General features: G+C 65.8%; 12 protein-coding genes. 6 read left to right on the top strand and 6 right to left on the bottom strand.

Annotated elements, in window-relative coordinates:
- Positions 1 to 37 precede the first annotated feature (37 nt).
- Positions 38 to 916 carry a KPN_02809 family neutral zinc metallopeptidase gene (ypfJ, locus tag Y900_RS01520; RefSeq protein ID WP_036345513.1) on the top strand — a complete coding sequence of 293 codons (879 nt, stop codon included), beginning with the start codon at positions 38 to 40 and terminating at the stop codon, positions 914 to 916.
- On the opposite strand, the gene Y900_RS01525 is transcribed toward ypfJ, so the two are convergent.
- Both Y900_RS01525 and Y900_RS01530 read right to left on the bottom strand, forming a co-directional pair.
- Positions 894 to 1,571: a DUF427 domain-containing protein gene (locus Y900_RS01525; protein WP_036338204.1), complete on the bottom strand. Its 678-nt coding sequence runs from the start codon at positions 1,569 to 1,571 to the stop codon at positions 894 to 896. The two genes, ypfJ and Y900_RS01525, sit on opposite strands and share 23 nt — an antisense overlap.
- Positions 1,572 to 1,578: 7 nt before the next feature.
- The gene (locus tag Y900_RS01530; RefSeq protein ID WP_036338206.1) at positions 1,579 to 2,469 is read right to left on the bottom strand and encodes an acyl-CoA thioesterase; all 891 of its coding nucleotides are present in this window, start codon (positions 2,467 to 2,469) and stop codon (positions 1,579 to 1,581) included.
- Between the two features lie 75 nt (positions 2,470 to 2,544).
- On the opposite strand from Y900_RS01530, the gene Y900_RS01535 reads away from it, so the two are divergent.
- From Y900_RS01535 to Y900_RS01550, 4 genes are all read left to right on the top strand, one after another.
- Entirely contained in the window at positions 2,545 to 3,165 is a 621-nt protein-coding gene (locus Y900_RS01535; RefSeq protein WP_036338209.1) for a TetR/AcrR family transcriptional regulator, read from the top strand.
- Between the two features lie 107 nt (positions 3,166 to 3,272).
- Positions 3,273 to 4,502 carry an amidohydrolase family protein gene (locus Y900_RS01540; protein WP_036338214.1) on the top strand — a complete coding sequence of 410 codons (1,230 nt, stop codon included), beginning with the start codon at positions 3,273 to 3,275 and terminating at the stop codon, positions 4,500 to 4,502.
- Positions 4,499 to 5,632, top strand: a complete 1,134-nt coding sequence (locus Y900_RS01545) for an acyl-CoA dehydrogenase family protein (RefSeq protein ID WP_036338217.1) — start codon at positions 4,499 to 4,501, stop codon at positions 5,630 to 5,632. Before Y900_RS01540 ends, Y900_RS01545 begins: the two co-directional genes overlap by 4 nt.
- A complete protein-coding gene (locus Y900_RS01550; RefSeq protein WP_036338220.1) occupies positions 5,629 to 6,888 on the top strand; it encodes an acyl-CoA dehydrogenase family protein in 1,260 nt (419 codons plus the stop codon). Before Y900_RS01545 ends, Y900_RS01550 begins: the two co-directional genes overlap by 4 nt.
- Before the next feature lie 6 nt (positions 6,889 to 6,894).
- Here Y900_RS01550 and Y900_RS01555 read toward each other — a convergent pair whose 3' ends face one another.
- From Y900_RS01555 to Y900_RS01570, 4 genes are all read right to left on the bottom strand, one after another.
- Complete coding sequence (locus tag Y900_RS01555) at positions 6,895 to 7,911, bottom strand: Rv2578c family radical SAM protein (RefSeq protein ID WP_036338222.1); 1,017 nt, start codon at positions 7,909 to 7,911, stop codon at positions 6,895 to 6,897.
- Between the two features lie 42 nt (positions 7,912 to 7,953).
- Positions 7,954 to 8,607 carry a hypothetical protein gene (locus tag Y900_RS01560; protein ID WP_036338224.1) on the bottom strand — a complete coding sequence of 218 codons (654 nt, stop codon included), beginning with the start codon at positions 8,605 to 8,607 and terminating at the stop codon, positions 7,954 to 7,956.
- Between the two features lie 20 nt (positions 8,608 to 8,627).
- Positions 8,628 to 9,515 carry an oxidoreductase gene (locus Y900_RS01565; protein WP_036345515.1) on the bottom strand — a complete coding sequence of 296 codons (888 nt, stop codon included), beginning with the start codon at positions 9,513 to 9,515 and terminating at the stop codon, positions 8,628 to 8,630.
- 139 nt (positions 9,516 to 9,654) lie between these two features.
- Positions 9,655 to 10,092 carry an Rv2576c family protein gene (locus Y900_RS01570; protein WP_036345517.1) on the bottom strand — a complete coding sequence of 146 codons (438 nt, stop codon included), beginning with the start codon at positions 10,090 to 10,092 and terminating at the stop codon, positions 9,655 to 9,657.
- 205 nt (positions 10,093 to 10,297) lie between these two features.
- Between Y900_RS01570 and urtA the strand changes: the two genes are divergently transcribed.
- Entirely contained in the window at positions 10,298 to 11,560 is a 1,263-nt protein-coding gene (gene urtA / locus Y900_RS01575; protein ID WP_036338226.1) for an urea ABC transporter substrate-binding protein, read from the top strand.
- Positions 11,561 to 11,577 lie beyond the last annotated feature (17 nt).

Genomic DNA, 11,577 nt, shown 5'->3' on the forward strand with positions numbered 1-11,577 from the left:
GTAACCGCACCTCAAGTACCGATCTCGGGGAGTGCTGATGACCTTTAACGAGGGAATGCAGATCGACACCAGCACGACCTCGACCGGTGGTGGCGGCGGTCGGGGCATCGCGATCGGCGGTGGTCTGGGCGGGCTGGTGGTGGTGCTGCTCGCGGTGTTCCTCGGTATCGACCCGAGCCAGGTGACCACTCCGCAGCAGACTCTGCCGCCGGGCGCGGAGCAGTCCGGCTACGACCTGAGTAAGTGCAAGACGGGCGCTGACGCCAACCAGTACGTCGAATGCCGCGTGGTCGCCACCGGCAACTCCGTCGACGGCGTGTGGAGCGACCTGCTCAGGGGCTACACCCGGCCGAGGATGATGCTGTTCAAGAATCAGGTGCAGACCGGGTGCGGCCCGGCAACCAGTGATGTCGGGCCGTTCTACTGCCCGGTGGACAAGACCGCGTACTTCGACACCGACTTCTTCAATGTCCTCAAGACCCAATTCGGTTCCAGCGGTGGACCGTTGGCGCAGGAGTACGTGGTGGCCCACGAGTACGGCCACCATGTGCAGGATCTACTCGGTGTACTCGGCCGCGCCCAGCAGGGGGCGCAGGGCGCCACGGGCGGCAGTGTGCGCACCGAGTTGCAGGCGGACTGCTACGCCGGCGTGTGGGCGCATTACGCGGCCATCACCAAGCAGCCCGGCACCGACGTCACCTATCTCGAACCGTTGACCGATAAGGACATCGCCGACGCGCTGTCGGCTGCGGCATCAGTGGGCGACGACCGTATCCAGAAGCAGGCCACCGGGCGGGTCAATCCCGAACAGTGGACCCACGGTTCGTCGGCCGAACGACAGAAATGGTTCACCACGGGCTATCAGACCGGTGACCCCAAACAGTGCGACACGTTCAAGGCCGGCGATCTGGGCTAGGCAGCTCGGCCTTCACTTCGGCCCGCTCGCCATCAAAGCTGAAATAGCCCGCAATCGGCCGGGTTTCGGGCAACGGCTCGTCGTAGCTCCACCCGACGTCCTCGACGTCGCCGGCGGCCCAGTAGGTCGCATACCCCTTGTAGTTGCAGTAGCTCGAGGTGTCCGTTCGCCGCAGCAGATCGGTGCGCACGTGCTCCGGTGCAACGTAAAGCCTTGGTGCCAGCGCGGTTTCGAACACGATCACAGTGTCGTCGGTGTCGACCAGCACATCGCCGGCGACCCGCACCTGTAGCCGCCGCCGCGTGGGCCGGCAGTCCACCCGGTGGTACGGGTTGGGCGGATAGTGCATCAGCGTTCGGCCCTCCTCCACCCAGGTGTCGACGGCATCCCACGGCACCTGCACATAGCCTGGCGCCGCTGGCTCGGGTTCGGTTGGCAGATCGGCTGTTTCACCCTTGGGGAAGGCGTAGCTCAGCGGCGCTCCGGCGCGGTGGACCAGCAGCGCGTTCTCGGTGTCGATGACCATCTGCCCGTCGCGCACCGCCTGCACCCGGCGCGGGTGCGGCTCGACGTAGACGATCGGATCTGCCACCGGCGCGGAGAACCAGCCGGCCCGGTCGGGTCCGAGTGGGCCGTGGCCGGCGACCAGACTCATCGCAGCGCTAGATCCGGGCTTCGGCGGCGATCGCGTTGTCGGAGATCCGCAGCGGCCGGATCAACGCGTCCTGGGTGAAGGACGCGATCAGCTCGCCGTCCTCGGTGTGCACCGCGCCGCGGATGTAGGACATGCCGGCACCGACCTGGGTGCTCTCGTGGGTGTAGAGCAGCCAGCCGGTCCAGCTGACCGGCTCGTGGAAGCTGACCGTGACCGTCATCGGTGCGGTGGACACCGTGAAGTGCGACTGCGCGGTGCCGATGCCCTCGTGCGCGCGCATGGTCGTCGAGATGCCGAGATGCCCGGTGAAGTAGGCGACCAGAGCCTTGGCCAGATCGTCGCGCGACGGGATCGGGTCATAGTGCAGCCAGGCGTAGACCTCCGGCGGTCCGACCTCGTCAGGGCTGTTGATGTCGATGACGTCGACGAGCTTGACTTGCCTTCCGCCCATGGGCATTTCGCACACGTTGGCCTCATCCGGCCCGGCGACCTCGGGGCGCGGCAGGTGGTGGCGGATGACGTCGGGGGTTGGCACGTCGGCCAGCACCGTGAACGTCATACACCGCTTGTCGTTCTGCGACGCGGTGACGATCGCCGAGGCTGTCGAGCGCCCCTCGGAGACGACGTCGATGTCGAGGATGACCGGCGGTCCGACCAGGACCGCGCGGGCGAAGACGCTGTGCACAGAGCGAATCGACTTGCCGCCGAAGCGTTTTGCGGCGGCGACGATCACCTGCGCGAGGACCTGGGTGCCCTCGACGACCTGACGTTCGTCGGCGTCGGCGATACCGGTCGGGGCGATGTAGCGATCCTGGCCGTCGGCTTCGACGTCGAAGAGTTCGAGCAGCCGCGCCACCGTCCACGGGTTTTGAACGGCTTCCCCGGAATTCGCAGTCATGTGTTCCTCACCTTGTCGCATTCCAAGACGGTAACGTCATTCTCGTCACTGTAACCCGACCGATAAGCTGACCCGATGGCCAAGGCCAACGAACGATCGCCCGAGGCGGTGCGCGCCGATCCGGACTCCCGGGAGGGCCGCTTCATGCGCTCAGCGCTGTCGATCCTGGCCGAGACGGGCCGCACCGACTTCACCGTCCTCGAGGTCGTCGAGCGCTCAAAGACGTCGCTGCGGTCGTTCTACCAGCACTTTTCCACCAAGGATGAGCTGCTTCTGGCGTTGATCGACACCATCATGGCCGAGTCGACCAAGCACTGGCGCACCGAGACCGACGCACTGCCGGCCGCCGAGGCGATGCGGGTGCTGATCGACCGCATCTGTACCCCGGCCGAATCCACCAAGCAGGACAGCATCAACCGCGGCCTGACGTACTACAACGACCACCTCGCCGAGTCGCTGCCGCGGGAGTACGCCCGGGTCCTGTCGCCGCTGCACGAATTGATCGGCGAAATCCTCAACCGAGGCATCGACGAGGGCAGCTTCCGGCCCGGCCTGGAAGTCGAGACCACCGCGGCATTGATCATGCAGGCGGTGCTCGGAGCCATGCGGCTACGCAGCCTCGGCGCCGAGCTCAACGGTGTACCCATCGACGGCGAGCACATATACGAATTCTGTGTCCGCGGCCTGCTGCCCTGACCCGTCTTCGCTGCTAGACCACACTTTTTCGACCAACCTGTCGGCCCGCGCGCCGTCGTGGTAACGTCATTACCGTTATCGACCAATCAGACTCTCTGGAGGCGGACATGCCCTCGCGCGAGCTTCCCTATCCCGTGTTCGACGCCGACAATCACTTTTACGAGCCGAAGGAAGCGCTGACACAATTCCTGCCGGACAGCCGCAAGGGCGTCATCGATTACATCGACGTCCACGGCCGCACCAAGATCGTGGTGCGCAACACGATCAGTGACTACATCCCCAACCCCACCTTCGAGGTCGTCGCCCGCCCCGGCGCGCAGGAGGACTACTTCAAGCACGGCAGCGGGGGCAAGAGTTTCCGCGAGATCATGGGCAAGCCGATGAAGGCCATCCCCGCCTTCCGCAACCCCGAGGCACGCCTCGAGGTGCTCGACGGGCTGGGCCTGGACTACACGATCATGTTCCCGACCCTGGCCAGCCTGGTCGAGGAGCGGCTCAAGGACGACCCGGACCTGATTCTCGACATCATCCACGCCCTGAATCAGTGGATGTATGAGACGTGGCAGTTCAACTACGAAGGCCGGATCTTCTCGACCCCGGTGATCGACCTGGCCGTCGTCGACCGCGCTCTCGAAGAACTCGAATGGTGTCTGGAGCGCGGCGCCAAGACGGTGCTGGTGCGGCCCGCCCCGGTGCCCGGCTACCGCGGGACCCGCTCGCTCGGCCTGCCCGAGTTCGATCCGTTCTGGGACGCCTGCGCCAAAGCCGGCATCCCGGTGTGCATGCACGCCTCCGACAGTGGCTACGCCGCCTACCTCAACGACTGGGAACCCGCCGACGAGTTCCTGCCGTTCAAGCCGACGGCGTTCCGCATGGTGTCGATGGGCAAGCGGCCCATCGAGGACACCATGGCGGCGCTGGTGTGTCACGGTGCGCTGACCCGTAACCCGGATCTGCGCATCCTGTCGATCGAGAACGGCGCGTCGTGGGTCCCCTACCTGTTCTACCAATTCAAAGACGTGTATTCGAAGATGCCGCAGGCGTTTCCCGAAGACCCCATCGAGGCGTTCAAGCGGGCCGTCTACGTGGCTCCGTTCTGGGAGGACGACTTCAAGAAGATGTCGGAGCTGTGCGGCGTCGACCGCATCATCTTCGGCTCGGACTGGCCGCACCCCGAAGGCCTGGCCGATCCGATCAACCTCGTCGACGATCTGCAAGCTCAGGGCCTGACCGAAGAAGAGCAGCGAAAGGTGATGGGCGGCAACCTGGTCGACCTGTTCAAGGTGCCCAACGTCTCGGTCCACAAGCCCGACGTACCCGCGCTCGTCATCGCATGACAGGCGTGGCCAATCCCGAACAGATGTTGTTCGCGTCGACGACGCAGGCCTTCCTGGAGAAGGAGGCTTCGCTGACCCGGGTGCGGGAACTGCATGCCGCGGACACCTCGTTCGACGGGCAGTGGTGGCAGCGGGCAGCCGAACTCGGCTGGGCCAGCCTGCTGGTCCCCGAAGATCTTGGCGGCGGCAGTGTTTCGGGCGACGGCGTGGCCGACCTAGCCCTGGTGGCCGAACAGATCGGACACAGCGTGGCACCCGGTCCGCTGCATCCGGTCAGCGTGGTGCTGGCGGGTCTGGTCGAGGCGCCAGAGGGTCACGGCGACACCATCGAGGCGCTGGTGTCCGGTGAACTGGTGGCGTCGTGGGCGGTCTACGAACCAGGCCTGCCGCTGCGCCCGTTGCAGCCCGGTGTCACCGCGACGCGCACCGAATCCGGTTACCGCATCGACGGGGTGAAGGACCGAGTCGAGGCAGGCACCGACGCCGATGCGTTCCTGGTGGTCGCCGATCTCGACGGTGGCCCCCGTCAGTTCCTCGTCCCCGCCGACCGCACGACCGTCACCGAGCAGCGCTCAGTGGACATGGTGAAGCGTTACGCCCGGGTGCAATTCGACGCGGTGGAGGTCGACGACTCCGCCGTGGTCGGCGATGCGGCGCAGACCGCGGCCATCATCGAGCGGCAGCGGCAGGTCGCACTGGTGCTGCAATGCGCCGAGATCGTCGGGATCTTGGACACCGTGCTGGCGATGACGACACAGTGGATGTTCGACCGCCACAGTTTCGGGAGGCCGCTGGCGTCCTACCAGGCGCTCAAACATCGGCTCGCGGACATGAAGATGTGGTTCGAGGCGTGCCGGGCGACGACGGCGGGCGCGGTGGCCGCGGTGTCGCAGCGCTCGGACGACGCGGCACTACTGGTCAGTGTCGCCAAAGCGTATGTGGCCGAACGGGCCCCGGTGATGCTGCAAGATTGCGTGCAGCTGCATGGCGGCATCGGCGTCACCTGGGAACACGATCTGCACCTGTTCTTGCGCCGTACCGCGTTGTACCGCGCGCTGTACGGTTCGCCGGAGGAGCACCATCGCGCCGTGTACGCGTCGAGCGCCGACCGAAAGGAAGCTTCGGCATGACCGAAACCGCGATCTCCACAGCCACCGAATCGGTCGCCGATTTCGCCGCCAGAGCGCGCGCCTGGCTGGCCGAGAACATGCCGACCATCGATCCCGACCATCCGCCCTTCTCGGTACGCGCCGAGCAAGCATCATGGGATCACGCCAAGGACCTCCAGAAGCGGTTGTACGCCGGCGGTTTCGCCGGAATCTGCTTTCCCCGTGAATACGGCGGGCTCGGGCTGGATCACGCGTATCAGAAAGCATTCGACGCCGAGTGCCGCGGCTACGAGATGCCGTTGATCCTCAATGTGCCGACATTCACGATCTGCGCAGCCACCATTTTGGACATGGGCACCGAAGCCCAGAAACGCGAACGTATTTCGGCGGCGATCCGGGGCGACGAGATCCTGTGCCAGCTGCTGAGCGAACCCAGCGGTGGCTCCGATCTGGCCGGCGTGATCACGCGTGCCGATCGCCGTGGCGACACCTGGGTGGTCAACGGCGCCAAGACCTGGAGCACCAGCGCCTTCGCCGCCGACTACGGCCTGATGCTGGCCCGGACCGACTGGACGGTGCCCAAACACGAGGGCCTGACCATGTTCCTGGTCCCGCTGAACTCCCCCGGTATCACGATGCGCCGGATCAAAGAGGTCAACGGCAACGAGGAATTCTGCGAAGAGTTCTTCGACGGCCTGGAACTGAGCGATGACGCCGTGGTCGGCGAGGTCAACAAGGGCTGGGAAGTGGCCTCCCGCCAGCTGTTTCATGAACGCCGGGCGGTGGGCGGCGGGTCTGAGTTCGCCAGTGGCATCGGCGCGGAGAACGCCAGCGAAATGCCGCCCGACCACATCGGCCTGATCGAGCGCACCGGACAGTCCGACGACCCGGCCGCTCAAGAGCGGGCCGGGCGCGCCCTGGTCCGCCGGATCGTCAAGGAGCAGCTGATCAACCATGTCGGGCAAGGCATAGGTAACGGCTCACTACCGCCCAACGCGGGCACACTGATTCGGCTGTTCCACGCTGAGACCACCGAACTCGAGGTCGACACCGCGCTGGCGATTGCCGGCACCGCCGGTGTCATCGACGAAGGCGGAGATTCCTCCGACCTGGCCGATATCGGGGTGCGGTATCTGTCGCGGCAGACCGGCTCCCTGGGCGGCGGTAGCAGCGAGATGGCGCGCAATGTGATCGCCGAACGCATCCTGGGGTTCCCGCGCGAACCGGCCGCCGACAAGGGTGTGCCGTTCAATCAGGTCAAGCGCGGCCGGACCTGAGCACACCTAGAACAGCGTCGGCTGGGGTTCGGGCCGGGCAACCGGTTCGGGCGGGGCGACCGGAGTGAACAATCGGCGGTCACCGCCGAGCTTGTACTTGGCGACCAGCGGTGCGGCCCGCTGGCGCAACATGTCCCGGTAATCGGCAGGCAGATAAGCCCCGCGCCGGTACAACTGCCGGTACGGCGCAACGAGTTCGGGATGCGACCGCGCCAGCCAGCTCATGAACACTCCCCTGGTCGAGCTGCGCAGGTGCAGACCGAACACCGTGACGCCGGTGGCACCCGCGGCGGCGATCTGGCCCAGCAGGCCGTCGAGATGCACCGCCGAGTCGGTCAGATACGGCATCACCGGCGCGACCATCACGTGGCAGTCCAGCCCGGCGTCACGCACAGCGGCGATCAGGCCGAGCCGCGCCTGCGGGGAGGGTGTTCCCGGCTCGACATCGCGGTGCAAATCGGGGTCACCGACGGCCAGTGAGATCGCCACCGACACCGGAACCCGTTGCGCTGCATCCGCTATCAGGTCCAGATCGCGGCGCAGCAGAGTTCCCTTGGTCAAGATCGACATCGGCGTGCCCGAGTCCGCGAGCGCGCCGATGATGCCCGGCATCAGCGCGTACCGACCCTCGGCACGCTGATACGGGTCGGTGTTGGTGCCCAATGCCACGGTGTCCCGACGCCAGGACCGCCGAGTCAGTTCCCGCCGCAGCACCTCGACGAGGTTGGTCTTCACCACGATCTCGCTGTCGAAATCGTCGCCGGGATCGAGTTCGAGGTACTCGTGCGTGGGCCGAGCGAAGCAGTACCGGCAGGCGTGCCCGCAACCGCGGTAGCCGTTGACCGTGTACGAGAACGGCAACATCGATGCGGCGGGAATCTTGTTCAGCGCCGATTTGCACAGCACCTCGTGGAAAGTGACGCCCTCGAACTGCGGGGTGCGGACACTGCGCACGAACCCGATGCGCTGAAGGCCGGGCAGTGCGCCGTCGTCGACCGCTATCCCCTGGCCACTCCACCGCATCGGTCCATTCGAACGCACGTTCGAGGATCTGTCAATGGCGCGCTAGTCGTCCAACTCCCCGGCGATTCCCCGTTCGAGGGCCGCGGTGGTCCGGTCCGGCAGCACGAGCAGGCCGTCGAGCTCGCCGCGGGCCAGGTCGTAGGCACGTTCGCGCTCCTGCGGGGTGGCGCCGCGATCAGCTGCCACCCGCAGCAGGCTCTGCGCCCGAGTGAGCCGCTGCTGGTCCTGGCGGGAGAAGTCACCACGGCGGCGGCGCCGTGCCTCGTTCTCGGCGGCCTCGAATGCGGTCACGTACGCCTCGACGGCGTCGAGATACTGCCGCGCGGCCTCGCCGTCGTCGAGCAGGTCTTCGGCCTTACCGGGGCGCACCAGATCGGCGCGCAACTTGGCCCGGTGGAAGGCCACCGTCAGCGGATCCCGCATGTCGGTCATCGCCGGGAAGTCGAGCAACTTGGCGGCGTCGAGTTCGTACTCCAGCCAGCGAGCGTCGGTCCGGTTGTGTTCGTCGATCACCCGGGTGATCGTGCGCCATTGCGCCGCTTGGCTTTTCACGTTGTCTCGCACCGCGGTAGGTGGTTCGGTCACCGGCTCGTTCTGTCGCCGGATCGCGGAGACCCCCTTGACCGCGGCGTAGATCGCGCCGGCCAGCGGCACGATCACGAGCAGCAGTTCGACCAACCGGAAAATCAGCCCCACCTGGCCAGGATGCCACTTGGTCAGCCCGGCCCGTCGCTGGCGGCGGCCAGCAGCGGAACCAGCACGTCACCGACGGGCGTGTCCAACCCGTGCCCGGCGGCTTTGCGCACGATGACGTTGTTGCGGATGTCCCATTCCAGCCGGCGATGCGCTTCGGCGTCGGTGAGCATCGACGTCGTCAGATCCTCGGGCGCAGCCGCGAACATGTCGGTCACCTCGTCGATGACGGAATCGGGCAACCGGGCGCCCTCCGCGCGGGCCACGGTCACGCACTCGGCCAGGTAGCGCCGTGCAAGTGCCGCGACGTCGGGGCGGCGAAACATTCCGGACCGCCGCCGGGCCAACACCATGAAGCCGGCGAGCGCGTTGAACAACAGTTTGCGCCACGCCGCAGTGATGAAATCGGGGTCGACCTCGACCACCATTTCCGACGAACCCAGCACCGCCGCAATGCTTTTCGCATCAGGACTGTCGGGCAACACCAGACGCGCCTCGGTGCGCAGCCGCACCCACTCGTCCGGCTGCCGCTCCGCGGAAAACCATACGACGGCGGGCACGATATGCGCCGACGGGCAGAACGGGCCGACCCGCTCGATCTGTTCGACACCGTTTTGCAGGACGCAGACGATCGTGTGGTCGTCGCACAGGCGCTGCAACCAGCCGGCCGCCTGCTCGTTCTGGGAATCCTTGACCGCCAGGAACACCACGTCCACCGGACCGTCGATGCCGTCCGGGTCGGTCAGCACCGGACCGGGCACCAGGATCGGCTGCTTGCCATCCGGCCGGACCTCGATCTGATCGCGCGGGGTGTGCCCGCACACCGTGACCGCATGCCCGGCTGCATGCAACACCGCGGCGACGGTAGAACCGATCGCGCCGGGACCGACGAGTGCTATCGAGGTGCCCACCGCTCCCAACATACTTACGGTGGCTGAACTCGCCGAGTGAGCCTAAGAGATATACGTGGCCCCCACCGGCCGCAAGGCGGCGCCCACGGACACCGACGGCGCCGGACCGGACGAGCGCAGCGAACCGATGAGCAGTCGGCTATGACGTCCACTTGGACAGGTAGCACTGCGGGCTGTACGGCGCGTCCTGGGCGACGGCGATCTGGCCGTCGACGGACACCTCACAGTGCGCGTTCGGGGCGCCCTGTCCGCCATGCGTGGTGCTGGACACCTGCAGGAATGCCCACTGCGGGTCTTCGAGGGTGGTCTGGAAGACCCACGGCGCGTCCGGCGACACCGTGATGGTCTCGCGCTTCATGAACGCGTTCGAGTCCGTGTTGAAGGCGTCCTTGCTGGGCGGCTGCGCGGTCAGATAGCTGATCGTGAAGTCGTACGTACCGCCGGTCGCAAGCGTGTAGGTCACCTGGTGTCCGGGCGCAGGCTCAGCGCTCGACGTGGCGTGCGTGGCTGCAACACCGGCGGCCGCCAACACCAGTGCCGCCCCGACTCTTGCTGTCACATTTCGCATATCGGCCATATCGACCACGCTACCGACATCGTTACCCGTGTCGGCCCGCCTCGGCATCCAGCGAATGACTAGCAGGTTAACAAGTTCGTCACACACAGATATGTCACAGAAACTTATTGGTCCTAACGTCCGGGTCGACACCAACCGTGGGTTCGGGAGCCAGCAGGCCTGTCGGTGCCCCAATGCTTGTCTTTCCCAACACGAAAGGGCCTTTATGCATCTCCGGCGCTCCGCATTGAATCGATCGTTCTTGGCGGCGACAGGCGTGGCGGTGACGGCAGGCCTGATCCTGTCCGGTTGCGGCAGTAAGGCCACCGAGACCGACACAGCAAAGTCGGATTCATGCGTTGACACGTCCGGGCCCACGATCAAGGTGGGTTCGCTGAACTCACTGTCGGGCACGATGGCCATCTCCGAGGTCACGGTGCGGGACTCGATCAAACTCGCGGTCGACGAGATCAACGCCAAGGGCGGCGTGCTGGGCAAGCAGGTCCAGATCGTCGGTGAGGACGGGGCGTCCGACCCCGCGGTGTTCGCGCAGAAGGCCGAGAAGCTGATCAAGAACGACTGCGTGGCCGCGGTGTTCGGCGGCTGGACCTCCTCGAGCCGTAAGGCCATGCTGCCGGTCTTCGAGAGCAACAACGCGCTGCTCTACTATCCCGTGCAGTACGAGGGTCTGGAATCGTCGAAGAACATCTTCTACACAGGCGCCACCACCAACCAGCAGATCGTCCCTGCGCTCGACTTCCTCAAGGAGAAGGGCATCACCTCGCTGTACCTGGTGGGTAGCGACTATGTGTTCCCGCAGACCGCCAACCGCATCATCAAGGCGTACGCCGCGGCCAACGGCATCGAGATCAAGGGCGAGGACTACACCCCGCTCGGTTCGACGGATTTCTCCACGATCGTGAACAAGGTTCGCTCGTCGAATGCCGGTGCGGTGTTCAACACCCTCAACGGTGACTCCAACGTGGCGTTTTTCAAGGAGTACACCAACGCCGGACTCACGCCGCAGAAGATGCCGGTGGTCTCGGTGTCGATCGCCGAGGAGGAGGTCCAGGGCATCGGCGCGCAGAACATCGCCGGCCAGCTGACCGCGTGGAACTACTACGAGACCCTGGACAATCCGGTGAACAAGGCGTTCGTCAAGGCGTTCAAGGACAAGTACGGGCAGAACCGGGTGACCTCGGATCCGATGGAGGCCGCCTACGTTTCGGTCTACTTGTGGAAGAACACCGTCGAGAAGGGCAAGTCGTTCGACGTCAAGGCGATTCAGGACAACTGCGCCGGCGTGACGTTCGACGCCCCGGAGGGTCTGGTCACCATCGACGGCGAGAACCATCACATCACCAAGACCGCACGGATCGGCGAGATCCATCCAGACGGGCTGATCTACACGATCTGGGAGTCCCCCGGCCCGATCACCCCGGATCCGTACCTGAAGTCCTACCCCTGGGCCAAGGGCCTGTCGGGTTAAACGACGCGAGCCCAGCG

This window comes from Mycolicibacterium aromaticivorans JS19b1 = JCM 16368 (genome assembly GCF_000559085.1).
Classification (GTDB): domain Bacteria; phylum Actinomycetota; class Actinomycetes; order Mycobacteriales; family Mycobacteriaceae; genus Mycobacterium; species Mycobacterium aromaticivorans.

Coding starts and splice junctions, on each gene's coding strand:
- Y900_RS01550 (WP_036338220.1), top strand. CDS start 5,629: ATGACCGAAACCGCGATCTCCACAGCCACCGAATCGGTCGCCGATTTC.
- Y900_RS01530 (WP_036338206.1), bottom strand. CDS start 2,469: ATGACTGCGAATTCCGGGGAAGCCGTTCAAAACCCGTGGACGGTGGCG.
- Y900_RS01570 (WP_036345517.1), bottom strand. CDS start 10,092: ATGGCCGATATGCGAAATGTGACAGCAAGAGTCGGGGCGGCACTGGTG.
- urtA (WP_036338226.1), top strand. CDS start 10,298: ATGCATCTCCGGCGCTCCGCATTGAATCGATCGTTCTTGGCGGCGACA.
- Y900_RS01535 (WP_036338209.1), top strand. CDS start 2,545: ATGGCCAAGGCCAACGAACGATCGCCCGAGGCGGTGCGCGCCGATCCG.
- Y900_RS01545 (WP_036338217.1), top strand. CDS start 4,499: ATGACAGGCGTGGCCAATCCCGAACAGATGTTGTTCGCGTCGACGACG.
- Y900_RS01555 (WP_036338222.1), bottom strand. CDS start 7,911: ATGCGGTGGAGTGGCCAGGGGATAGCGGTCGACGACGGCGCACTGCCC.
- Y900_RS01525 (WP_036338204.1), bottom strand. CDS start 1,571: ATGAGTCTGGTCGCCGGCCACGGCCCACTCGGACCCGACCGGGCCGGC.
- Y900_RS01540 (WP_036338214.1), top strand. CDS start 3,273: ATGCCCTCGCGCGAGCTTCCCTATCCCGTGTTCGACGCCGACAATCAC.
- ypfJ (WP_036345513.1), top strand. CDS start 38: ATGACCTTTAACGAGGGAATGCAGATCGACACCAGCACGACCTCGACC.